The sequence below is a fragment of the Aeromonas sp. FDAARGOS 1405 genome (assembly GCF_019048265.1).
Classification (GTDB): Bacteria; Pseudomonadota; Gammaproteobacteria; order Enterobacterales; family Aeromonadaceae; genus Aeromonas; species Aeromonas veronii_A.
This window is the reverse complement of sequence record NZ_CP077311.1, coordinates 176,018-199,454: the sequence shown is the minus strand read 5'-3', so window position 1 is coordinate 199,454 and position 23,437 is coordinate 176,018. Positions and strand designations below refer to the sequence as shown.

The following is a 23,437-nucleotide window of genomic DNA, read 5'->3' as shown; positions in this document are numbered from 1 at the left end:
GGCTTACAGACCTTGTGGCTGGCGCTTGGCGGCAATCACCCAGAGGCGAGTGCCGTTGGCGGCGATAAACAGCAGGATCAGATATTCGAGCGACATGGCGTAGACGCCCTGCGCGGCATAGACACCGATGCTGATGATGTTGATTACGACCCAGAGGATCCAGTTCTCCACGTATTTGCGGGTCATCAGGATCTGGGCGACCACCGAGAGCACCGTCATGCTGGCATCCCAGAAGGGGAAGGCATCAGGGGAGGGCTCGGGGATGGCAAGGTTGGCACCAAACAGGTTGAGCAGGGAGACCGAGGTGCGTGCCAGGGTGGCGAAGACCGGGTCGATATAGCGGGTCAGCAGGGCGATGGCCAGCACGCTCACGGCGGCGGTCATTATCAGCTTGGATTTGCTGAGCCAGCGGATCTGCAGGGTATCCCCCTGATCGTTGGCCGGGCGGGTCCAAGCGTACCAGCCGTAGACGTTGGCGCAGAAGAAGAACAGCTGCAGCATCAACAGTCCGTAGAGCTGGATCTGGAAGAAGATGATGGCAAACAGGCTGACGTTGATAAGGCCAAAAAGGTAGTTGATGGTCTTCTCCTGACTGGCGAACCAGATGCAGGCCAGCCCGAACAGGGTGCCGATGGCTTCAATCCATGACATGGCATAGCCGCCACCCAGCGGTATGGTCACTAGCGTGTTATTGATGCTGAACAGCTCGAATATGCTCATTTTCTGATCCTTGGGCATGAGGGTTAGTATGCGAGGGCGCCATTCTAAGGGGTGAGGGGGAGGAGGGGCAGGACTTTTGTCCGCCCCGGGCTTGGCCCATATCAAAGAAATCGCCGCTGCTGCCCGGTTATTCCAGCAGTGATGGGTTATGGGGCCCCGGCGGGCCGGACTTTATTGATATGTAGCAAGATGATAGCGCCATGGCTGTGGTCTGATAGAGTCCACTCTCCGGGAGGAGAATCACGTGATAAAAGGAGGTTGCATTGAATTCCGAGCTTGTCTGGGTGCTCTGTCTGCTGGCTGGCGCCATCTATCTCTTTATGACCAACAAGGTGCGCATGGACGTGGTCGCCCTGTTGATCATTATCCTCTTTGTGCTGAGCGGCACCCTCACCCTGCCGGAGGCGCTGGCGGGCTTTAGCGATCCCAACGTTATTCTGATTGCCGCCCTGTTTGTAGTCGGGGAGGGGTTGGTGCGCACCGGCATCGCCTATCAGGTGGGGGATGCATTGGTGAAGGTGGCGGGCAGCAGCGAGACCAAGCTGCTGGTGCTGCTGATGGTGGCGGTGGCGACGCTGGGGGCTGTGATGAGCAGCACCGGGGTGGTGGCCATCTTTATCCCGGTGGTGCTGAGTGTGGCGAACCGGATGGGGATCCCGGCCGGTCGCCTGATGATGCCCCTCGGCTTTGCCGGGCTTATCAGCGGTATGATGACGCTGGTGGCCACGCCCCCCAACATGGTGGTCAACAGCGAGCTGATGCGCCACGGCATACACGGCTTCGGTTTCTTCGATTTCACTCCCATGGGGGTGCTGATCCTGGGGCTGGGCATCCTCTACATGCTGCTGGTGCGCGGCTCTTTGGTGGGCGAGGGGGAGGAGGGCAAGGGCAAGCAGACCGGGCGCCGTACTTTTCGCGATCTTATCCGTGATTATCGGCTGACCGGTCGGGCCCGCCGCCTGGCGCTGCACCCCGACTCTCCCCTGATTGGCCATACCCTGGACGAGCTGCAACTGCGCGCCCGTTATGGCGCCCACATTATCGGGGTGGAGCGCTGGCGCAAGTTTCGCAGGGTGATGGTGCCGGTGTCGGGGATCAGTGAATTTCAGGCCAGGGATGTGCTGCTGATCGATATGTCCGATCCCGAGGTGGACGTGCGGGATTTTTGCAGCGAAGCGCGGCTCGAGCCCATGATCCTGCGTGGAGAGTACTTCTCCGATCAGGCGCGGGAGGTGGGGATGGCCGAGGTGTCGCTGATACCCGAATCCAAGCTGCTGGGCAAGAGTGTGCGGGAGGTGACCTTCCGCTCCAGCTATGGCCTGAGTGTGGTGGGGCTGCGCCGCGATGGTGAGGCTCTGGCTGGCAAACTGGTGGACGAGCCGCTGCAAATGGGGGACACCCTGCTGGTGGTGGGTAACTGGAGCCATATCCGGCAACTGCAGACTCACAGCCGCGACTTTTTGTTGATGGGACTGCCGGCCGAGGTGGACGAGATGGCCCCCGCCCGCAGTCAGTCGATCCATGCCCTCTTTTGTCTTGGAGTGATGATCCTGCTGATGGTGACCGATCCGGTGCCCAACGTCATTGCCGCGCTGATCGCCTGTCTGCTGATGGGCAAGTTTCGCTGCATCGATATGGAGAGTGCCTACAAGTCGATCCACTGGCCGACCCTGATCCTGATTGTCGGTATGCTCCCCTTCGCACTGGCGCTGCAAAAAACCGGCGGGGTGGATCTGATCGTCGGTGGCCTGATCAATGCGGTGGGGGAGATGGGGCCGCGGGTGATGCTGGCCAGCCTGTTTGCGCTCTGCGCAGTGATCGGGCTATTTATCTCCAATACCGCCACCGCGGTACTGATGGCGCCCATTGCGCTGGGCACGGCGCAGCAGATGGGGGTATCGCCCTATCCGTTCGCCATGACCATTGCCATCGCCGCCTCGGCCGCCTTTATGACGCCCGTCTCCTCACCAGTGAATACCCTGGTGCTGGGGCCGGGCAACTACAAGTTTGCCGATTTTATCCGTATCGGGGTGCCCTTCACCCTGCTGGTGATGGCGGTCAGCGTGGTAGCGATCCCCTGGTTCTTCCCGTTCTGATAACCGGGATGATGAATGTGTGCACCAGCGGCCTGCGGGCCGCTTTTTTATGGCCAGGAGACAAGAGTGGCAAGGCGTGCTCGGAATCAGTGAAGAGTGATGTGGACGGGAATTAACGTGGAGCTGGGTTAATAGAGGCGCGAGAGAAAAACTGGGGAGAGGCAAATGTCAGATACAAAAAAACCAGCGTGAGCTGGTCTGTTTGGCACTGCTATCAATGGTGCGGAAGGAGAGACTCGAACTCTCACGCCTAGGGCGCCAGAACCTAAATCTGGTGCGTCTACCAATTTCGCCACTTCCGCAAATTGATGGTGGCTATGACGGGATTCGAACCTGTGACCCCCGCATTATGAGTGCGATGCTCTAACCAACTGAGCTACATAGCCGTCTTGTGTTCAACGTGAGTCAAATACAAGTAAAAATGGCTGGGGTACTAGGATTCGAACCTAGGGATGGCGAGATCAAAACCCGCTGCCTTACCGCTTGGCGATACCCCAACAGAAATAATGGTGGCTATGACGGGATTCGAACCTGTGACCCCCGCATTATGAGTGCGATGCTCTAACCAACTGAGCTACATAGCCGTCTTGTGTTCAACGTGAGTCAAATACAAGTAAAAATGGCTGGGGTACTAGGATTCGAACCTAGGGATGGCGAGATCAAAACCCGCTGCCTTACCGCTTGGCGATACCCCAACAGCGCTCCTCAACAGTCGTGAGACTGGCAAAGAACTTTTAAAAATGGCTGGGGTACTAGGATTCGAACCTAGGGATGGCGAGATCAAAACCCGCTGCCTTACCGCTTGGCGATACCCCAACAGCGCTCCTCAACAGTCGTGAGACTGGCAAAGAACTTTTAAAAATGGCTGGGGTACTAGGATTCGAACCTAGGGATGGCGAGATCAAAACCCGCTGCCTTACCGCTTGGCGATACCCCAACTAGATATGGTGGCTATGACGGGATTCGAACCTGTGACCCCCGCATTATGAGTGCGATGCTCTAACCAGCTGAGCTACATAGCCAACCTTGCTTCCGGTGAGTCGTTGCCTCGTCACCGTGCGGGCCGAATTATGCGTATCTGGCTCTGGGGCGTCAACCCTTTTTTTGCCAGAAAAACGCAATTTGAGTGCGTTTGACCAGATATTGGCCTCTGTTGCGCAAAAGCCCGACAATCTGGTTTTTTTTAAAGCATGACTGGCAGATAGCTGACTCTGCTCGATAAAAAACAGGCCAGCAAATGCTGGCCTGTCATGGGATTAGACGTTGAACAGGAAGTTCATGATATCGCCATCTTTGACGATGTAATCTTTCCCTTCAGCGCGCATCTTGCCCGCTTCCTTGGCGCCTTGCTCACCCTTGTAGGTAATAAAGTCTTCAAAAGCGATGGTTTGGGCGCGAATAAAGCCTTTTTCAAAGTCAGTGTGGATCTTGCCAGCCGCTTGCGGGGCAGTAGCTCCGACCGGAATAGTCCAGGCGCGCACCTCTTTCACACCGGCGGTGAAGTAGGTCTGCAGGTTGAGCAGCTGGTAGCCGGAGCGGATCACGCGGTTCAGGCCCGGCTCTTCGATACCAAGGTCAGCCATGAACTCGGCGCGATCTTCGTCGTCCAGTTCGGCGATGTCGGCTTCGATGGCACAGCAGACCACGACCACTACCGCGTTCTCGGCGGCGGCGATTTCACGCACCTTGTCCAGATAGGGGTTGTTCTCGAAGCCATCTTCCGCCACGTTGGCGATATACATGGTTGGTTTCAGGGTCAGGAAGTTGAGGTGGCTCACGGCGGCCAGCTCTTCTTTATCCAGCTTCATGCCGCGGATCATCTGGCCGTTTTCCAGTGCGACCTTGATCTTCTCAAGCACTTCTACTTCAAGCTTGGCATCCTTGTCGCCGCCTTTGGCGCGCTTGGACTGGCGGTGAATGGCGCGCTCGCAGGCGTCCAGATCCGACAGGGCCAGCTCGGTGTTGATCACTTCGATATCGTCAGCAGGGGAGACCTTGCCGGCAACGTGAATGATGTTCTCGTCGTCGAAGCAGCGCACTACGTGGCCGATCGCTTCGGTTTCACGGATGTTGGCCAGGAACTGGTTACCCAGACCTTCACCCTTGGAGGCACCGGCAACCAGACCGGCGATGTCCACAAATTCCATGGTGGTCGGTACAACGCGCTGCGGATTGATGATGGCAGCCAGCTGATCGAGGCGGGGATCCGGCATCGGCACCACACCTGTGTTCGGCTCGATGGTGCAGAACGGGAAGTTGGCGGCTTCGATACCGGCCTTGGTCAGTGCGTTGAACAGGGTGGATTTGCCTACATTGGGCAGGCCCACGATACCGCATTTAAAACCCATGGATTGTTACCTTACTTGATGGATGCTGTTGGGGGTCGCCCGCAGGCGGCCCATGTCATGCTTGTTCTGGTCGTTGCTCATGGACCGGCACAATGCCCGTACAGGGTCAAACCGACCTAACCTTTTTCAGCCTTGAAGCTGTGCAAGCGATTCATGGCCTTGGTCATATCTTGTTTGAACAGGATGTCGGTGGCGCGCAGAGACTCGTCCAGCGCGGCGTCGATCAGGTTCTGTTCACTGCTGGGGGCCTTGGTCAGGACGAAGCCAGCCACCTGCTCTTTGCTGCCGGGATGGCCGATCCCGAGACGCAGTCGGAAGAAGTTATTGTTGTTGCCCATCTTGGCGATGATGTCCTTGAGGCCATTATGGCCACCGTGACCACCACCCTGCTTGAACTTGGCGATGCCCGGCGGCAGATCCAGTTCGTCATGGGCCACCAGAATCGCTTCCGGCTCAATCTGATAAAAACGCGCCAGTGCGGCCACCGCCTTGCCAGAGAGGTTCATATAGGTGTTCGGGATGAGCAGCCGCACATCCTGCCCCTCGACCAGGATGCGGGCAGTATGGCCGAAGAACTTGGGTTCTTCACGCAGGCTGACATTGTGCCAGCGGGCCAGTTGCTCCACATACCAGGCGCCCGCGTTGTGGCGGGTCTTGGCATATTCCGGGCCGGGGTTGCCCAGTCCGACGATCAGTTTGATTTCGCTTGTCACGCTTGATGTCTTCACTCGCAGCTGCCGTGGGCACACTACCCAGGGCAATAGGACGCAATATTCTAGCCGCCGAGTGGCGATCACTCAACCAATGCGCATGTTATGGCGGGATTTGCAGCATTATTGCGGCCAATGGGTGGCTAACGGTGGGCAAACGGGCCTCTTGCATGAGGCCCGTTTCAGCTTGCCGATGGGTTGTGCCCGGTTGACTACCGTCGTTATTTGGCACGCAGCAGGGTGACGGTCTCTTCATCCAGTGCGGTCAGGGTGGGACGGGCATCGCGCACATACTCCACGAAAGAGGCTGCATCGGTGCCGCAATCCACGCCGCTGGCTTTGCAATCGAGGGGCTGGCCTGGGGCATAGACGGCGCTCAGCAGTTCGCCGTTTTGTGCCACCTTCAGCACCGGGAAGGCGGTCAGCTTGCCGTTGATGCTGGCGATATCGACCCGCTCGCTCTTCTGACGCTGGGCATTGGCCAGTGCTTGCCAGCCATCGTTGCCGTTGGCGCTGTAGGCGTTCATCACCACCCGATAGTGCTGGCTATCCACCAGATCCTGCCACTCGCCGCTTGCGGTCTTGCGCTGCAATTGGGTCAGGGTGCCCGCTTTGCCTGCGTCGGTCTCCTGGAAGGTGTAACGCAGGTGGCCGCCATAGGGGAACTTGCCGGCATGGGCGCTGGCGGGCAGGGTGGCGGTGATGGTTTCGGTCAGGAGGGCGCGTACCTCGGCGCCGGTCAGGGTCAGCACCGAGAGCTGGTTCTTGAACGGCAGCAGAGTGAGGGCGCTATCCCCCTCACGCCATTCGCCAGCAGGCAGGTCGGCGCGCACGCCGCCCACCGCAACCAGAGAAAAATCGACCGGGCCGCCGGTCAGGGCTTGCACTGCTGGGGTATTGGCCCAGTAGAACTCCCCTTCGGCAACCAGCGGCGCTACATCTGAGCCGTGGCTGTCGCTGCCGTTGTCACCGGGACGACGGGCATTTTGCAGCTGCTCGGGGATGGTGCCGATCACCGGGCCGTAGGCTTTCTCTAGCGCCGGTTTGTAGTGGCTGTCGATGATGCCGCGCAGGCGCGGATCTTCATCCACGGTCACCAGATTGGGCTGGTTGTCGACAAACTGGCTTGCCTCTTTGCTGCGGGCATCGTCGAGCGCTTGCTTGCGCGCCGCATCGGCGAAGAAGTCGCGGCTGGCCAGCAGGCTATTGTGGCCCTGGCAGTCGGTCACCTGACCCTGGCTGTCAAAGGTTATCTGTGCCAGACCGATGGCCTGGGCGTAGGAGCCCGCCTGCACCACGCAGGTTTTGCCGATGCCATCCGGATTGGTCACCAGCTTGGCGTAATCGCCGGTCTTGCCCCAGCCGATATTGCGAAAATCGCCGAGCAGGCTGTGGGAGTGGCCGCCGACGATGGCATCGAGGCCGTTTACCTTGGCCGCCAGCGCCAGATCCCGCTCGTTGCCGATGTGGGTCAGCGCCACGATCTGGTGGATCCCCTTGGCTTGCAGCATGTCGACCGTGGCCTGAGCCGAGGCGACCTCCTTGCCAAAGCGCAGCTTGCCGACGTTGGGGGCGATATTGCCCATGTCTTCCAGCACCAGACCGATGACGGCGACCAGCTGTTTGCCTTGCGGCAGGTTGTCGAGATCGGTGACCGGGCTCTTCTGGTTGCCGTCAAAGGCGTAGACCACGAAGGGCTTGAGGTTGTCAGCCTTGCTGAGGGCCGGATCGGCCTTGGTGTCGAGGTTGGCGGCCAGCACCGGGAAGTTGACCCCCTCGATGAAGCGGGCCAGCTTCTGGTTATCCAGATCGAACTCGTGGTTGCCCAGCGCCATGGCATCGAGGCCGAACTGGCTCAGCAACTCGGCGTTGGCCATCCCCTCGTTGAGCTTGAAGTAGCCACTGCCCTGCCAGGCATCGCCGCCGTGCAGCAGCAGCAAGGGCTGGTTCTTGGCCAGCGCATCGGCCTGATAGGCTTTCGCCATGGTCAGCAGGCGTGGATAACCGCCGAAGCGGGTATAGAGGGTGTCCGTCTCCCCCTGCTGGGCAAAGATCTGCCCTTTGATCTCGGCATTGACCGGATCAAACTGGGAGTGGGTGTCGTTCATGTGAGCCAGGGTCAGCACAAAGGGCGGGTTCTCTTTGACGGGCTGACAGGCGAACAGGGCGGAGGTGAGGGTCGCGAGCAGGAGGGGACGCAAGCAATTCATGGGTAAATCCTTAAGCCTGCCGGGGGCAGGGTCGTACCAGATAGCAGAAAGTTGGAAAGAGAAGGTCCAGAAAGACGAAAACCGCCTGATGGCGGTTTTCGTTATTGCTGAATCTATCAATGCTCAAACATGGCAGAGATGGACTCTTCGTTGCTGATGCGACGAATGGCTTCGGCCAGTACAGTTGACAGCGTCAGCTGCTTGACCTTGCCGACCGCTTTCATCTCCGCAGTGAGCGGGATGGAGTCGGTGATGATCAGTTCATCGATCACGGAGTTCTTGATGTTCTCGACGGCAGAGCCGGAGAAGACCGGGTGAGTGGCGTAAGCGAATACGCGCTTGGCACCGCGCTCTTTCAGGGCCTCTGCGGCTTTGCACAGGGTGCCGCCGGTGTCGATCATGTCATCAACGATGATGCAGTCGCGGCCGGCAACGTCACCGATCAGGTGCATGACCTGGGAGACGTTCGGGCGGGGACGGCGCTTGTCGATGATGGCGATGTCGGTGTCATCCAGCAGCTTGGCGATGGCGCGGGCACGCACGACGCCACCGATGTCCGGAGAGACGACGACAGGAGACTCGAGGTTCTTGGACTTCATGTCTTCCAGCAGCACCGGGCTACCGAACACGTTGTCTACCGGAACGTCGAAGAAACCTTGAATTTGCTCGGCATGCAGGTCAACGGTCAGCACGCGATCCACACCGACGCTGGAGAGGAAGTCAGCGACAACCTTGGCGGTGATGGGTACACGGGCGGAGCGGACGCGGCGGTCCTGACGGGCATAACCAAAGTAGGGGATAACGGCAGTGATACGGCCAGCTGAAGCACGACGCAGAGCATCCACCATGACGATCAATTCCATCAAATTGTCGTTGGTCGGGGCACAGGTGGATTGAATGATGAAGATATCGCCACCACGTACATTCTCATTGATCTGTACGCTGATCTCGCCGTCGCTAAAGCGACCTACGGCAGCATTGCCGAGTTTGATAAACAGGCGATCTGCGATCTTCTGGGCTAGTTCCGGCGTTGCGTTACCAGCAAACAGCTTCATGTCAGGCACGGTTTGAAACCTCGGGGTTGCATCCAGTATGTGGGGGAGTCTGAAATCAGACCCTATCGTTTTGGGGCAAACGATTTATCAAGATAACGTACAAGGTGTCTGCTGCCCAATGAATGTGATGATACCGGTAACCCGAATCCGTGGCCGAGTGCAAAACCGGCCACGTTAATCATCATCAATACCGTTCGGTAAAATTGGCTGGGGTACTAGGATTCGAACCTAGGAATGGCGAGATCAAAACCCGCTGCCTTACCGCTTGGCGATACCCCAATCATTTGAACTGTTGCAATGTGGAGAAGAGAGGTGATATGTTCTCGCCCTTGGCGACAAACCCATCAAGTCCCTTCGGCACGCAGGCCAACACTTCCCGAGCAGTCACTTCGTCTTCAAATTGAGCAAAGACGCAGGCTCCTGTGCCCGTCATTCTTGACGGCGCGTATTCTAGCAACCAGCCGAGCGCATTGGCAACCTCGGGGTGGCGCTTTTTCACCAGTGATTCGCAATCGTTTTTCCACTCGCCTTCCAGCAGGTTGTCCAGCGCCATTTTCGGCGTGGCTCTGGGCAGGTCCGGATCCTGGAATACGGCCGCAGTAGCTACATGGCAATCGGGTTTGAGTACCAGATACCAGGCATCGGGCAGTTCGACCGGTTGCAGTCGCTCGCCCACCCCTTCGGCAAAGGCCGCCTTGCCACGAACAAACACCGGTACATCAGCCCCCAACTGGACGCCGAGCGCAGCCAGTTCATCTTCACTCAAACCCGCTTGCCAGAGGTGGTTAAGCGCTACCAGCGTGGTCGCTGCATCGGACGAACCGCCGCCAATGCCGCCGCCCATGGGTAGCACTTTCTCCAGCCTGATATTCGCCCCTTGCGGGCTCGGCAGGGTTGCCTGCAGCAGCCGAGCCGCCCGGATAATCAGATTCTGCTCATCCGGCACCCCGGGAATGGCCGGCGTCAGGGTGAGAGTGTCGCTATTCGGTATCACTTCAAACTCGAGCCAGTCGCTGTGGTTGAGGAAGATAAACAGGGTCTGCAGCTCGTGATAGCCATCGGGACGACGGCCATTGACGTGTAGAAACAGGTTGAGTTTGGCCGGTGCCGGCCAGCGTGTGGAAGCCATTAACGTGCAAGAGTCCATTGGTTGATCTGAAGCTTGAGGCGGCTGTTCTGGCCGGTCATGGTCAGCTGGTGCGGCAGGCGGTAGCCATCCTGATCCCGATAATCGCCATAGACGATCTGCCACTGGCCGTCGCGCACGCTGGCCAGACTGCTGTCGGGGTTGAGTTCAAACTCCGCCTGACCCGGCAGCCCCTTGATCCACTCTGGCAATCCAGCAACCGGAATATTCCAGCCGGTCAGTTGATAGATGAGTGCTTCGGCATCCTGGCTCTGGTGGCGATTGCCGTCGCTGTCGAGCAGGGTGATCTCCCCCTTGCTGCGGGATAGCTCGAGAATGCTGGTGCCGATCAGGCTGGTGAGGTTGAGGCGATAATCCTCCCCATCTTGCTGCCAGTTGAGACGGGCGCTGCCCTTTTGCTGGGGCGTGATGATTGCCATCTTGCCGGATAGCTGCCAGTGGGTCAGCTGCTCGAGACGGGTCCGCTCCTGGTTCCAGTTCACCTGGTCACGCTGGGGTTGGGTAGTGGCACAACCGCCAAGGATTAACAGACAGGCGAGGGTAAAAATACGCAGCAGCACGGCAAGGCTCCAGAGAGAGAAATTTGCCACAGTATAAGGGGCGGCCGTATTGCTTTTAAAGACTTACCCTTTCTCGTACAATTGGCAGCCTTTGCACCCAGCGTAAGAAATGATCGTCGCCCACTCATGAGTTTGCTTGCCCTCGGAATCAACCACAACACCGCCAGTGTCGCCTTGCGGGAGCGGGTCGCTTTTGGCCCGGACTGCATCGATCGCGCCTTGCGTGAGCTGGTGAACCAGCCCGGCATCAACGAGGCGGTGATCGTCTCCACCTGCAACCGTACCGAGCTTTACTGCAATCTGGATGGCGAGCAGCAGGGCGAGGTGTTGCGCTGGCTGCAGCAATTCCACGGGCTGGATGCTGCCGAGCTGGTTAGTGCCATCTATCAACACCATGACGAAGAGGCGGTACGCCACCTGATGCGGGTGGCATGCGGGCTCGATTCGCTGGTGCTGGGGGAGCCGCAGATCCTGGGGCAGATCAAGCAATCCTACGCACATGCCCAGCAGGCGGAATCGGTGAAGGGGGCGCTGGAGCGGCTGTTCCAGAAATCTTTTTCGGTGGCCAAACGGGTGCGTACCGATACCGAGATTGGCGCGAGTGCCGTGTCGGTGGCGTTTGCCGCTGTCAGCCTTGGTCGCCGTATTTTTGCCGATCTCTCCCAGACCAGGGTGTTACTGGTCGGGGCTGGAGAGACCATCGAACTGGTGGCTCGCCATTTGCGCGAGCAGAATGTCACCCGGATGATGGTGGCCAACCGCACCCTGCAGCGCGCCCAGACCCTGGCGGCCGAATTTGGCGCCCAGGTGATGACGCTCGAAGAGATCCCCGACTATCTGCACGAGGCAGATATCGTCATCAGCTCGACGGCCAGTCCTTTGCCCATCATCGGCAAGGGGATGGTGGAGCGGGCGCTCAAGGCTCGTCGTTTCAAGCCGATGTTTCTGGTGGATATCGCCGTACCGCGTGACATAGAGGCTGAAGTGGACGAGCTCTCCGACGCCTATCTCTACACGGTGGACGATTTGCAGGGGATCATCGAGCAGAATCTGGAGACCCGCAAACGAGCTGCGGCACAGGCCGAGCTGATCGTGCAGGAGGAACGAGACGAGTTTATGGGGTGGTATCGCGGCCAGCGGTCGGTTGACCTTATTCGCGATTATCGCCATCACTCCCAACAGGTGGCGGATGAAGAGCTACAGCGCGCCTTGCAGGCGCTGGCTCAGGGTGAGAGTGCCGAGCAGGCGCTCAAGGCGATGGCCCACCGCCTCACCAACAAGTTGATCCATGCACCGACCCAGGCCCTGCGCCAGGCGGCCTCCCGGGGCGACGAGAGTACGCTGTCCCGGTTGCGACAGGTACTGGGATTGTCACAAGAGTAATTGTTCGGGGCTGCCATGCTGGTGGCCCTCTCCTCCATTCGAGATAGCAAGAGTTATGAATCCGTCACTGATCAGAAAGCTGGAAGGCCTCATCGAGCGCCACGAAGAAGTTCAGGCCATGCTCGGCGAGCCGGACGTGGTCTCGGATCAGGAGCGCTATCGCGCCCTGACCCGCGAATATGCCCAGCTGGAAGATATCGTTCACGCCTTCCAGCGTTTTCGTCAGGCGCAGGATGATCTGGAAACGACCCAGATGATGCTGGAAGAGGATGATGCCGACCTGCGGGAGATGGCGCAGGAGGAGCTGCCGCTCGCCAAGGCCAATCTGGAGGTGTTGGAGCAGGAGCTGCAGGTGATGCTGCTGCCCAAGGATCCCAAGGATGACAACAACTGCTATCTGGAAATCCGGGCCGGTGCCGGCGGTGACGAAGCGGCCATCTTTGCAGGCGACCTGTTCCGCATGTATTCACGGTTTGCCGAGCGTCAGGGCTGGCGCGTCTCCATCGTCAGCTGCAATGACGGGGAGTATGGTGGTTATAAGGAGGTGATCGCCAAGATCGATGGCGAGCGCGTCTACGGCCGTCTCAAGTTTGAATCCGGTGGCCACCGGGTGCAGCGGGTGCCGGAGACCGAATCCCAGGGGCGAGTGCACACCTCCGCCTGTACCGTCGCCGTGTTGCCGGAAGTACCGGAAGCCGAGCAGATCGAGATCAATCCGGCCGACTTGAAGATCGATACCTTCCGCGCCTCCGGTGCCGGTGGTCAGCATGTCAACAAGACCGACTCGGCCATCCGCATCACCCACCTGCCGACCGGGTTGGTGGTGGAATGTCAGGACGAGCGCTCCCAGCACAAGAACCGCGCCAAGGCGATGTCAGTTCTCTCCGCCCGCTTGCAAGCGGCCGAGGATGAGCGCCACCGCGCCGCCGAGCAGAGCACTCGCCGCAATCTGGTGGGCTCCGGCGATCGCTCCGAGCGCATCCGGACCTACAACTATCCGCAGGGCCGTCTCTCCGAGCACCGCATCAATCTCACCCTGTACCGTCTCTCCGAAATTTTGGAAGGGGACTTGGACTGCGTCATCACGCCGCTGGTGCAGGAGTATCAGGCCGACCAGCTTGCCTCCTTGGCCGAGAGCAATTGATGCAAGTGCAGTACCGGCAAGCTCGCATTCAGAAGAGCGCGATTAAGGTAGGGCCGCGTTGATGCAGATCCAGCAGGCCCGCGCCCATATCATGACTGTGTTGGCGGGCGGGGAATCCCCCCGCGCCGATGCCGATGCACTGCTCTGCCATCTGCTCGATTGTCGTCGCAGCTATCTGATGACCTGGCCCGAGCGTGAGCTGGATGCCGACCAGCAGGCCATCCTGCAGGGGTGGCTGGCCCGTCGTCTCAACGGCGAGCCTATCGCTCATCTCGTTGGCGAGCGGGAGTTCTGGTCGTTGCCGTTGAAAGTGAGCCCAGCGACCCTGATCCCGCGCCCCGATACCGAGGTGCTGGTGGAACAGGCGCTGGCGAAGATCCCGCAAGGGCCCTGCGCCGTGCTGGATCTGGGTACCGGCACAGGTGCCATCGCGCTGGCGCTCAAGTCCGAGCGGCCCGAAGTTGATGTGTGGGCGGTGGATCGGATGGCAGATGCCGCGGCGCTGGCCCGCGAGAACAGCACCGCGCTGGGGTTACCCATCGAGGTGCGCGATGGCAGCTGGTTCGAACCCTTTGGTGAGCCGGATCGCGACAAGACGCCACGTTTTGCGGTGATTGTCTCCAATCCCCCCTATATCGACGGCGCCGATCCCCATCTCGAGCAGGGTGACGTGCGCTTTGAACCTCGCTCGGCGCTGGTTGCGGACGAATCGGGGCTGGCGGATATCCGCCATATTGCGACCCATGCCCCGGCCCATCTGCACTGCGAAGGGTGGCTGCTGCTGGAACATGGCTGGGATCAGGGGATGGTGGTGCGCCAGCTGTTGCTGGATCTGGGCTATCGCAGCGTAACCACGGTGCGTGATTACGGGGAGAACGAGCGGGTCACTCTGGGCATGTGCCCGACCTGCTGACTCCCTTTACTACCAGTTTGACGGGCAGGGGTGAGGCTTCTGCATCGAGGATTGACATTGAACAGCTATCTTTTGCTCAAACATCTGCATCTCACCCTGATTGGCGGGGCAGTGCTGATGTTTATGCTGCGTTTTTACTGGGTTCAGGCCGGCTCCGCTCGGGCATTCAGCGCACCCGTGCTGAAAACCAGCGGTCTGCTCAACGGACTGGTGGTGCTCTCCGGCATACTGCTCTGCGTGGTGCTGGGTCTCAACCCGCTCAATAACGGCATTCTCTGGCTCAGCGAGAAGTTGACGGGGATCCTGGTATTGGTCTTTCTGGCGGCGATGGCGCTGCGGTTGGCCAAAAGCAATCTGGTGCGCTGGTGTTCCTTTCTGGGGGCGCTCGGCTGGATCTACTTTATTGCCAAGTTGGCAGTGCTCAAACAGGCGAGTTTGTTCGGTTAAGGCATGAAAAGCATGTTACGTATAGACGAATGGACCGATTTTGAAGCCCATGAGCTGACCGAGCTGGCCCTGGCGGTCAGCGATGAAATCTATGGCTCGGCCGAGCAGGGGATCCGCGAGCTGCAGCTGCTGGATGAGTGGCTGGATGAGCAGATCGAAGAGGGGACCTGCGACGAGGTGCGCCAGCAACTGCTGCGCGGTTTCTATCAGAGCCTCGGGTTTTACGGCGACTGGCAGGATTATTTCTCGGCTGACAACTGCGACATCAATCAGGTGCTGCTGCAGCGTAAGGGAATACCCGTCAGCCTCGGTATCCTGATCATCCAGTTGGGACGCAAGATTGGTCTCGATGTGGAGGGGATCTGTTTCCCGGGTCACTTCCTGGTGAGCTTTGCTGGTGGCGAAGGGGAGGTCTATGTCGACCCCTTTACCGGCGACGAGTTGAGCCTAGCCCGTATTGAACTGCTGCTGCGCGGTGCGCTCGGCGATCTGGCCACCCTGACCCCGGACTACCTGCAGCCCTCTGGCCAGTGGGAGATCATCGAACGGCTGCTCAACGTCAGCAAGGGGGCCTTGCTGCGGGAAGATCGCATGCCCGAGGCTCTGCGCTGCAGCGAGTTACTTCTACGGATGAAGCCCGGCGATCCCCTGGAGACGCGGGATCGCGGCTTTATCTACGAGCAGCTCGATTGCCCGCGCCAGGCTGCCGACGATTTCGAATACTTTATTGAGCAATGCCCGGACGATCCGGTAGCCGATGTGCTGAAAGTGCAACTGGCTGCGCTGGATCTTAGCCCCAAGCCTCTTCATTAAGGACGCTTGAAACTGACACAGAAGAATACCAAGGCTGCTGTGTCCGGTCGCAATGGACTAACTTGGCTTCAGGCCCTTTCATTAAGGGGCTCTTGGAGTTGAAACAGAAGAATATCAAGGCCGCTGCGCCCGGCTGCAACGGACTAACTTGGCTTCAGGCCCTTTCATTAAGGATGTCTTGGAGTCGAAACAGAAGAATATCAAGGCCGCTGCGCCCGGCTGCAACGGACTAACTTGGCTTCAGGCCCTTTCATTAAGGATGTCTTGGAGTCGAAACAGAAGAATATCAAGGCCGCTGCGTCCGGTCGCAACGGATTAACTTGGCTTCAGGCCCCTTCACTAAGGAAGTCTTAGATGGAACAGAAGAATATCAAGATCAACCAGATCGATGTTGCCAATGACAAACCGTTCGTGCTGTTTGGCGGCATGAACGTGCTGGAATCCCGCGATATGGCGATGGCGGTATGCGAGAAGTATGTGGAAGTGACCAGCAAGCTGGGCATCCCGTTTGTCTTCAAGGCGAGCTGGGATAAGGCCAACCGCTCCTCCATCCACTCCTACCGTGGTCCGGGTCTGGAAGAGGGGATGAAGATTTTTCAGGAGCTGAAAGCGACCTTCGGCATGCCGGTTATTTCCGATCTGCACGAACCCCATCAGGCCAAACCGGTTGCCGAGGTGGTGGACGTTATCCAGCTGCCCGCTTTCCTGGCACGCCAGACCGATCTGGTGGAGGCGATGGCCCGCACCGGCAACGTCATCAACATCAAGAAGCCGCAGTTCCTGAGCCCAAGCCAGATGAAGAACATCACCGACAAGTTCGAGGAGTGCGGCAATGATCAGCTGATCCTCTGCGAGCGTGGCGCCAACTTTGGCTACGACAACCTGGTGGTGGACATGTTGGGTCTGGGCGTGATGAAGAAGAGTACCGGCGGCTATCCGGTGATCTTCGACGTGACCCATTCCCTGCAGTGCCGCGACCCGCTGGGTGCCGCCTCCGGTGGCCGTCGCGAGCAGGTGACCGAGCTGGCCCGCGCCGGTATGGCAGTCGGTCTAGCCGGTCTCTTTATCGAATCACACCCGGATCCGAAAATTGCCCGTTGTGATGGTCCGAGTGCTCTGCCGCTGGAGAAGCTGGAAGGCTTCCTCAAACAGATGAAGGCCATTGATGACCTGATCAAGGGTTTTGAGCCCCTCGATACCTCTGCCTGATGGGGCAAGCACTTATTACAAGGCCTCGCAATGCGAGGCCTTGTTTTTTGTGCTTACCCAGTGAAAAGCTCGTATAAAAAAACGGCCTACCGGCCGTTTTTTTTGTGCTGATACTCGCTATATCAGCGGTTCACTGCAGGACGCTGATTACAGGCTCTGGGTGAAAGTACGGGTAACCACGTCACGCTGCTGTTCCGGGGTCAGGGCGTTGAAACGCACTGCGTAGCCAGATACGCGGATGGTCAGCTGCGGGTACTTCTCCGGATTCTCGATAGCATCTTCCAGAGTTTCGCGACGCAGCACGTTGACGTTCAGGTGCTGACCACCTTCAACAGCCGGTTCGGCCTGAACAGGCAGCTCGCGGTATTCGAACTGGCCCAGGTCAGAGAGTGCTACCTCCTGATCGGCAGCAAAGGCATCGCCTTTGACACAGATGCAGCGAGCCTGTTGCTTCTCTTCGTCCAGCAGCCAGAAAGAGTTCAGCAGGGCGGTGTTGGCAGCCTGGGTGATTTGAATGCCTTTGATCATGGTATGACTCCTCAATGGGAACGCGAATCCAACTGTAAGGAAATTACCCTGATGTATTTAAGCTACCGTTAATTGCGGTGACTTAAAGGGCCCTTGCCTTACACCTTTGCTTTGATGGGGTCATATATACCATGTTGGTAATAATACCAAAATTGATCCAGATCAATAAAAATCGATAAACCGCCATTTAAATGGGATTAAATTATTGAGTTGAATCAAAAATAGGTCATTTTTCTGATTTTGTAAGATATCCAGATTATGCATCTTTTATCTTTTTAATCTAGTAATTTAACTACATCTTTTTCAGCTTTTCTGCGGTGGATTGAGGTGTTGACTACACTCAGCAGAAAGCAAGGAGAGTGTCGGGTGAATATCAGGTGGCGAAAGTGGGGATGGTTGGCCCTGTTCTGTTGTTGGGCAATCACGACTGTGGTCCGGGCCGAAACGGTACGCATTGCGGTGGGCGAATGGCCGCCCTATATCAGTGAGTCGCTGCCCAACCAGGGGTTCCTCTGTCAGGTGGTGCGCGAAGCTTTTGCCGAGCAGGGGGTCGATGTCAGCTTTCATTTCTACCCCTGGGCTGAGGCATACAGCCTGACTCTTGAAGGGCGTTATATGATTACCATGCCCTGGTTTCGCTCTCGCGAACGCGAACAGTACTTCTATCTCTCTGCATCGCTGGGCAAATTTACGACCCGTCTGCTTGCGCTGAACGGCTCGCCATTGGTCAGTATGGGTGAGCTGAAAAACGAGCCTGTCGGGGTTACCCGTGGCTATTTTTATGGTGAAGGGTTTGCTGCAAGGCAATCCGAGCTGGCGCTTGAGTGGTCCGACTCCGATGAGGAGAGCATGGAGAAACTACTTACCGGACGTATTCGTTATCTGGTTATGGATGAGCAGGTGGCCCAGGTTCTGTTTCAGCAGGCACTCTCTCGTCATCCCCAATCGCTGTCACTGACCGGCGCCGCCGACCCCATCTGGTCGCAACCGGGATACTTGCTGATGCGCAAGGCCGATCCCGATGCGCGCCGCTTGATGTTGCTGTTTAACGCAGGCCTGCACAAACTGGAGCGCTCCGGCCGGCTCGCCAAGCTCTGGAAAGTGTGAGCTACGGTTGCGTCTTGCGGGCTGCCCCCCTATCCTGAGCCCTTCGCCGTATCAAGTGAGGAGGCCGGGGTGCTGACCTGGAGTGATGTGATTGGCTCTGAGAAAGAGCAGGACTATTTCAAGAGTACGCTGGCGACCGTCAGGAGCGAGCGGGAAGCAGGCAAGGTGATTTATCCTCCTGCTGCCGATGTATTCAACGCCTTCAAATTGACCGAACTGGATCAGGTCAAGGTGGTGATCCTGGGACAGGATCCCTATCACGGCCCCAATCAGGCACATGGCCTCTGCTTCTCTGTCCTGCCCGGGGTGCGTACGCCCCCATCACTGGTCAACATCTATAAAGAGATGCAGCGCGACCTGCCAGGTTTCGTCACACCCAGTCACGGTTTTCTGGAGTCCTGGGCCAGGCAGGGGGTTCTGTTGCTCAACACAGTGCTGACGGTGCAGGCCGGTCAAGCACACTCTCATGCCCATCTTGGGTGGGAAACCTTCACCGATCGGGTCATTGAGCAGATCAATGCCAGTTGTCAGGGGGTGGTATTTCTGTTGTGGGGCTCCCATGCCCAGAAGAAAGGGCGTTTTATCGACCGGCAACGCCACCACGTGTTGACGGCACCCCATCCCAGCCCCCTTTCTGCCCACCGTGGTTTTATCGGTTGCGGCCACTTTTCCGAGACCAACCGCCTGCTGGAATTGCAGGGTAAAAGCCCGATCGAATGGCAATCTGTCTGCCAACCACTTGATTGAGTGCAAAGTTCGGGCGACAAATGACCGTATACTCAGGAAAGTAACATTTTATTTCAGCGCCAAGGAGTGCCCATGTTATCGAGTCTGCACAAGGATCACCTCAATATCGCCCGACTGCTGGATCTGCTGAAGCAGAAGCTGGCCGCCATTCGTGCCGAGCAACCCATCAGCTATTTTCTGGTGCGCGATGTCATCGATTATCTGCGGGAGGTCTCTGACAAGTATCACCACCCCAAGGAAGATCTTGTCTATGACTACTACCTGAAATACCGGGTGGTGGAGGGGGATGTCGCGAACCGCTTGCATGAAGAGCATCTCAAGTTGCTGGAGGCAGGGACCGAGCTCAAGGAGATGGTGGAGATGATCCTGATGGATGCGGTGATCCCGCTCGATCAGTTCACCGCCAAGCTGGAGCGCTTCGTGGAGCTGCAAGAGGCACACATGAACTACGAAGAGGGGGTGATCTTCCCCCATCTGCGTGACTCCCTGACCGAGGATGACTGGCGTCATCTGGAGCAAAACTGGCAGAACCGAGCTATCGGTGATCCTCTGTTTGGTGCCGAGATCAGCCAGCACTTCCAGGCGCTTGCCAAGCGCCTCTCCCTGCCTTTTGCTGCCAGCTGACTCACGCGGCTTTCGGTCATCAGTCATCTGACTGTGCAGGTGTTACCCGGCCAATGTGCCGGGTTACTTATTGTTACTCACGCCACATGATCTTGTTGTGCCATTTGTCGGGCACAGTGAGCTGCCAGCGGGCCAGCTCGCTCTTGCTGAAGACATATTCGCCGCGCAGGGCCGCTCGCGGGGAGATAGTACGGGGCAGGGTGCCCGCCAGTATGGTGTTGATAAGGGACGCTGCCTGCAACCCCTGATCGTGGCCGTCCAGTACCAGCCCGCCGATGGCCATCCCCTTGCCGACGGCAAACTCCCAGAAACAGAAGAGAGGAACCGGTGTGTTGGCGCTGGTCCACTCCAGCACCGTCTGTTCGCTCACATGCTTGCCATTATCGTCGACCAGCGTGTGGTAGAGGCCGAGGAAGATTGCCTGATAGCCATTCTTCTTGGCGTTGAGCACCGCCTCCTGCCAGAGGCTGTAATCCCCCATCAGCTGGCTGTTGACCCGGGTCTGGCCGACTCGCAATTCGGTCTGGGTCTTGAATTCATCCTCGATAGCGGTGAGGGCCACATTGCTGGAATCAAACAGTACCAGCGCCTTGTCAAGCCCTCCCATCATCTGGCTTATTTCGCTGATGTTGCGCTTGAGCAGGGGGCGTTCCAGCACCCCGGTGATCTTGGGGTGGCCGACAAAGCCCTTGAGGCGGGGGTTTTCGTTCATGCCGAGAAAAACAACGGGAGTACCCAGCGAGGCGATCTCGTTGGCCAGATAGTTGATGGCATTGTCATCCCCCAGCACCACCAGATCCGGTTTGCTCTTGAGATAAAAAGCGATAGCCCGTTGAGCGATGTCGTCGAACGCCTCCCGTGGATGGCGTTTGGTGTCCATATAGAAGTGAGAGATCTTGTGCTCCCCCTGCAACCCTTTGCGCAAACCTTCGTTGTAGCTCTGGTCCCAAAGGTATTCGGGATGGTAGCTGCTGATCACCAGAATGTTTGCGGCCCAGAGCGGCAGGGAGAGGGTGGAGAGCAGTAGCAACAGCAGGGAGGTGCGCATGGGAAGGCCCCTGTCGAGTGATAGTGTATGCATGCTCAGTATGGGCAGTGTTTGCCGTTACTGTCATCTCGAAACCGGTATGGCAGGGCGCGATTTTTTTTCGGTTGAGCGGATCGGACGCCAGCCCGCACTCTGCTTGGGATCGGGTTTTATTGAGTCTTTTTTTGGTTGGTCGTGAACTGTCCCGCTCGCTGAAAAACCTGTTCTGGATCAAGAAATGAGGCTGCGCTTTGGTGCCTAATAGACACCACATATAGGGACGCATTCGTTTTTAATCCCTATATGTTGTGTTATTAAGCTGTGTATAAGCTGTTCCCCTCCTATCTTCAGCCCAGGCTTGTCAAGCCTCGGCTGAATTTATTTGCGTCCAGGACGAGATGCCGGGAGGGGGGCCCAACAAGGGTGAGCCAGAGGCAAATGCCTGGCCTTTTAACGGGGAAAATCCATGAAACCGGTTGTGATCAAACGTGACGGATGTCGCGCACCATTCAATGCCCAGCTGATTAGCGATGCGGTCAGCCGTGCGGCGGAGGCGGTCAATCAGGCCAATCCGGCACTGGCACAGCGTATCTCAAGCGCAGTGAGTCAGGAGCTGGATGGGCGTGGTGAAGTTGATATTCACGAGATCCAGCGTCTGGTTGAAAACCACTTGATGGCCTCCGATGACAAGGCCATCGCCCGTGCCTACATCGAATACCGTCACGATCGGGATCAGGCTCGCGAGGCCCGCGGCCGTCTGGCACAGGAGATCCGTGGTCTGGTCGAGCAGACCAACGCTGCCCTGCTCAACGAGAATGCCAATAAAGACTCCAAGGTGATCCCGACCCAGCGCGACCTGCTGGCAGGTATCGTCGCCAAGCACTATGCCACCAGCCACATGCTGCCCCGTGATGTGGTTCAGGCCCATGAGAGCGGTGATCTGCACTTCCACGATCTCGACTATTCGCCCTTCTTCCCGATGTTCAACTGCATGTTGATCGATCTGAAAGGGATGCTGACCCACGGCTTCAAGATGGGCAATGCGGAGATCGATACCCCGAAATCCATCAGCACCGCCACGGCCGTGACCGCCCAGATCATCGCTCAGGTGGCGAGCCACATCTATGGCGGCACCACCATCAACCGCATCGACGAAGTGCTGGCCCCCTATGTGACCATCAGCTGGCAGAAACACCGTGAAGTGGCCGAAGAGTGGGGCATTGCCGATGTGGAAGCCTATGCCATGGCCCGCACCGAGAAAGAGTGTTACGACGCCTTCCAGTCGCTGGAGTACGAAGTCAACACCCTGCACACTGCCAACGGTCAGACGCCGTTCGTCACCTTCGGCTTTGGCCTGGGGGACAGCTGGGAGTCGCGGATGATCCAGCGCGCCATCCTCAGCAATCGTATCGCCGGCCTTGGCAAGAACAAGAAGACCGCGGTGTTCCCGAAACTGGTGTTCGCCATCAAGGATGGCCTCAACCACAAGCAGGGCGATCCCAACTACGACATCAAGCAGCTGGCGCTGGAGTGTGCCTCCAAGCGGATGTACCCGGATATTCTCAACTACGACCAGGTGGTGAAGGTGACTGGCTCCTTCAAGACTCCCATGGGTTGCCGCTCCTTCCTCGGTGCCTACGAGGAGAATGGCGAGCTCGTCCACGAAGGTCGCAACAACCTGGGGGTGGTGAGCCTCAACCTGCCGCGCATTGCCCTGAAATCCCGTGATGAAGCGGAGTTCTGGGATCGTCTGGATGCTTCCCTGCGGGTCGCCAAGAAGGCGCTGATGTACCGCATCACCCGTCTGGATGGCGTCAAGGCGCGGGTTGCTCCGATCCTCTATATGGAAGGTGCCTGCGGCGTGCGGCTGAAGGCGGACGACAACGTCAGCGAGATCTTCAAGAACGGTCGCGCCTCCATTTCCCTCGGGTATATCGGCGTTCACGAGACCATCAACGCCCTGTTTGGTGACAAGGTGCACCTGTTTGACAGCGCCGAGCTGCAACAGAAGGCCATCGCCATCATTGCCCGTCTCAGGGCGGCCATCGATGAGTGGAAAGAGGAGACTGGCTACGGCTTCAGCCTCTACTCCACCCCGAGCGAGAACCTCTGCACTCGTTTCTGCCGTATCGACGCCAAGGAGTTTGGCGTGGTATCCGGCGTGACCGACAAGGGTTACTACACCAACAGCTTCCACCTCGATGTGGAAAAGCAGGTCAACCCGTACGACAAGCTGGACTTCGAGGCGCCCTATCCGCCCATCGCCAGCGGCGGCTTCATCTGCTACGGCGAGTACCCCAATATCCAGCACAATCTGGAAGCGCTCGAAAACGTCTGGGATTACAGCTATGACAAGGTGCCTTACTACGGTACCAACACCCCCATCGACGAGTGCTACGACTGCGGCTTCACCGGCGAGTTCGAGTGCACCTCCAAGGGCTTCACCTGCCCGCGCTGCGGCAACCACGACCCGGCCAAGGTGTCGGTGACCCGCCGTGTCTGCGGCTACCTCGGCAGCCCGGATGCGCGCCCCTTCAATGCGGGCAAGCAGGAAGAGGTGAAGCGCCGCGTCAAACATATGTAAGCGCACAGGCGATGAAGAGCTGGCCCCTGACTCAAGGGGCCATTTTCATTGGAGGGCGGCAACCA

At 58.2% G+C, this 23,437-nt stretch carries 20 protein-coding genes and 9 tRNA genes; 11 read left to right on the top strand and 18 right to left on the bottom strand.

The genetic code is table 11. From position 1 onward, the window contains the following. Window positions 1-3: 3 nt before the first annotated feature. Window positions 4-720: a nicotinamide riboside transporter PnuC gene (pnuC, locus tag I6L35_RS00930; RefSeq protein ID WP_111900740.1), complete on the bottom strand. Its 717-nt coding sequence runs from the start codon at window positions 718-720 to the stop codon at window positions 4-6. 263 nt (window positions 721-983) lie between these two features. Between pnuC and I6L35_RS00925 the strand changes: the two genes are divergently transcribed. Next, window positions 984-2,816, top strand: coding sequence for an SLC13 family permease (locus I6L35_RS00925; protein WP_216979302.1), 1,833 nt, complete (start codon window positions 984-986; stop codon window positions 2,814-2,816). Window positions 2,817-3,034: 218 nt separating this feature from the next. Here I6L35_RS00925 and I6L35_RS00920 read toward each other — a convergent pair. The 15 genes from I6L35_RS00920 to lolB form a co-directional block, all read right to left on the bottom strand. Next, window positions 3,035-3,118, bottom strand: a tRNA-Leu gene (locus I6L35_RS00920). A gap of 7 nt (window positions 3,119-3,125) precedes the next feature. After that, a tRNA-Met gene (locus tag I6L35_RS00915) sits at window positions 3,126-3,202 on the bottom strand. Between the two features lie 36 nt (window positions 3,203-3,238). Further along, window positions 3,239-3,313: transfer RNA gene (locus tag I6L35_RS00910), tRNA-Gln, on the bottom strand. 10 nt (window positions 3,314-3,323) lie between these two features. Continuing rightward, window positions 3,324-3,400: transfer RNA gene (locus tag I6L35_RS00905), tRNA-Met, on the bottom strand. Between the two features lie 36 nt (window positions 3,401-3,436). Next, a tRNA-Gln gene (locus I6L35_RS00900) sits at window positions 3,437-3,511 on the bottom strand. Window positions 3,512-3,557: 46 nt separating this feature from the next. Next, window positions 3,558-3,632, bottom strand: a tRNA-Gln gene (locus tag I6L35_RS00895). A 46-nt stretch (window positions 3,633-3,678) separates the two neighbouring features. After that, window positions 3,679-3,753, bottom strand: a tRNA-Gln gene (locus I6L35_RS00890). Window positions 3,754-3,761: 8 nt separating this feature from the next. Beyond that, window positions 3,762-3,838, bottom strand: a tRNA-Met gene (locus I6L35_RS00885). Between the two features lie 234 nt (window positions 3,839-4,072). Then, window positions 4,073-5,164 (bottom strand): redox-regulated ATPase YchF, encoded by a 1,092-nt coding sequence (gene ychF / locus I6L35_RS00880; protein ID WP_005343844.1) that lies wholly within the window; start codon window positions 5,162-5,164, stop codon window positions 4,073-4,075. Between the two features lie 116 nt (window positions 5,165-5,280). Next, entirely contained in the window at window positions 5,281-5,877 is a 597-nt protein-coding gene (pth, locus tag I6L35_RS00875) for an aminoacyl-tRNA hydrolase (RefSeq protein ID WP_058059203.1), read from the bottom strand. 218 nt (window positions 5,878-6,095) lie between these two features. After that, window positions 6,096-8,084, bottom strand: a complete 1,989-nt coding sequence (locus tag I6L35_RS00870; protein ID WP_216979301.1) for a bifunctional UDP-sugar hydrolase/5'-nucleotidase — start codon at window positions 8,082-8,084, stop codon at window positions 6,096-6,098. A 116-nt stretch (window positions 8,085-8,200) separates the two neighbouring features. After that, complete coding sequence (locus I6L35_RS00865; protein WP_005343846.1) at window positions 8,201-9,148, bottom strand: ribose-phosphate pyrophosphokinase; 948 nt, start codon at window positions 9,146-9,148, stop codon at window positions 8,201-8,203. A gap of 195 nt (window positions 9,149-9,343) precedes the next feature. Next, window positions 9,344-9,418, bottom strand: a tRNA-Gln gene (locus I6L35_RS00860). Window position 9,419: 1 nt separating this feature from the next. Further along, window positions 9,420-10,268 carry a 4-(cytidine 5'-diphospho)-2-C-methyl-D-erythritol kinase gene (gene ispE, locus I6L35_RS00855; RefSeq protein WP_216979300.1) on the bottom strand — a complete coding sequence of 283 codons (849 nt, stop codon included), beginning with the start codon at window positions 10,266-10,268 and terminating at the stop codon, window positions 9,420-9,422. Then, window positions 10,268-10,846: a lipoprotein insertase outer membrane protein LolB gene (gene lolB / locus I6L35_RS00850; RefSeq protein WP_216979299.1), complete on the bottom strand. Its 579-nt coding sequence runs from the start codon at window positions 10,844-10,846 to the stop codon at window positions 10,268-10,270. Before lolB ends, ispE begins: the two co-directional genes overlap by 1 nt. A gap of 126 nt (window positions 10,847-10,972) precedes the next feature. Here lolB and hemA point away from each other — a divergent pair, with 126 nt between their 5' ends. The 6 genes from hemA to kdsA all read left to right on the top strand — a co-directional run bounded on the left by hemA (window position 10,973) and on the right by kdsA (window position 16,755). Then, window positions 10,973-12,229, top strand: coding sequence for a glutamyl-tRNA reductase (gene hemA / locus I6L35_RS00845; protein WP_216979298.1), 1,257 nt, complete (start codon window positions 10,973-10,975; stop codon window positions 12,227-12,229). A gap of 55 nt (window positions 12,230-12,284) precedes the next feature. Beyond that, window positions 12,285-13,373, top strand: a complete 1,089-nt coding sequence (gene prfA / locus I6L35_RS00840; protein ID WP_216979297.1) for a peptide chain release factor 1 — start codon at window positions 12,285-12,287, stop codon at window positions 13,371-13,373. A 61-nt stretch (window positions 13,374-13,434) separates the two neighbouring features. Then, window positions 13,435-14,286, top strand: a complete 852-nt coding sequence (gene prmC / locus I6L35_RS00835; protein ID WP_216979296.1) for a peptide chain release factor N(5)-glutamine methyltransferase — start codon at window positions 13,435-13,437, stop codon at window positions 14,284-14,286. Between the two features lie 117 nt (window positions 14,287-14,403). After that, window positions 14,404-14,733 (top strand): SirB2 family protein, encoded by a 330-nt coding sequence (locus I6L35_RS00830; protein ID WP_254204562.1) that lies wholly within the window; start codon window positions 14,404-14,406, stop codon window positions 14,731-14,733. Window positions 14,734-14,745: 12 nt separating this feature from the next. Continuing rightward, window positions 14,746-15,546 carry a SirB1 family protein gene (locus I6L35_RS00825; protein WP_216979294.1) on the top strand — a complete coding sequence of 267 codons (801 nt, stop codon included), beginning with the start codon at window positions 14,746-14,748 and terminating at the stop codon, window positions 15,544-15,546. A 354-nt stretch (window positions 15,547-15,900) separates the two neighbouring features. Further along, the gene (gene kdsA / locus I6L35_RS00820; RefSeq protein WP_005334937.1) at window positions 15,901-16,755 is read left to right on the top strand and encodes a 3-deoxy-8-phosphooctulonate synthase; all 855 of its coding nucleotides are present in this window, start codon (window positions 15,901-15,903) and stop codon (window positions 16,753-16,755) included. A 147-nt stretch (window positions 16,756-16,902) separates the two neighbouring features. Here kdsA and grcA read toward each other — a convergent pair whose 3' ends face one another. Beyond that, the gene (gene grcA / locus I6L35_RS00815; protein ID WP_005343856.1) at window positions 16,903-17,283 is read right to left on the bottom strand and encodes an autonomous glycyl radical cofactor GrcA; all 381 of its coding nucleotides are present in this window, start codon (window positions 17,281-17,283) and stop codon (window positions 16,903-16,905) included. A gap of 429 nt (window positions 17,284-17,712) precedes the next feature. Here grcA and I6L35_RS00810 point away from each other — a divergent pair, with 429 nt between their 5' ends. From I6L35_RS00810 to I6L35_RS00800, 3 genes are all read left to right on the top strand, one after another. Then, window positions 17,713-18,390, top strand: a complete 678-nt coding sequence (locus I6L35_RS00810) for an ABC transporter substrate-binding protein (RefSeq protein ID WP_236344800.1) — start codon at window positions 17,713-17,715, stop codon at window positions 18,388-18,390. A gap of 69 nt (window positions 18,391-18,459) precedes the next feature. Continuing rightward, complete coding sequence (ung, locus tag I6L35_RS00805; RefSeq protein WP_216979292.1) at window positions 18,460-19,137, top strand: uracil-DNA glycosylase; 678 nt, start codon at window positions 18,460-18,462, stop codon at window positions 19,135-19,137. Between the two features lie 72 nt (window positions 19,138-19,209). Beyond that, the gene (locus tag I6L35_RS00800) at window positions 19,210-19,761 is read left to right on the top strand and encodes a hemerythrin domain-containing protein (protein WP_216951846.1); all 552 of its coding nucleotides are present in this window, start codon (window positions 19,210-19,212) and stop codon (window positions 19,759-19,761) included. Between the two features lie 73 nt (window positions 19,762-19,834). Here the strand turns inward: I6L35_RS00800 and I6L35_RS00795 are convergent, their stop codons facing one another. Next, window positions 19,835-20,809, bottom strand: coding sequence for an ABC transporter substrate-binding protein (locus tag I6L35_RS00795; protein WP_216951845.1), 975 nt, complete (start codon window positions 20,807-20,809; stop codon window positions 19,835-19,837). A 445-nt stretch (window positions 20,810-21,254) separates the two neighbouring features. Between I6L35_RS00795 and nrdD the strand changes: the two genes are divergently transcribed. Beyond that, entirely contained in the window at window positions 21,255-23,372 is a 2,118-nt protein-coding gene (gene nrdD / locus I6L35_RS00790; RefSeq protein WP_005343867.1) for an anaerobic ribonucleoside-triphosphate reductase, read from the top strand. The last annotated feature ends 65 nt before the right edge of the window (window positions 23,373-23,437 follow it).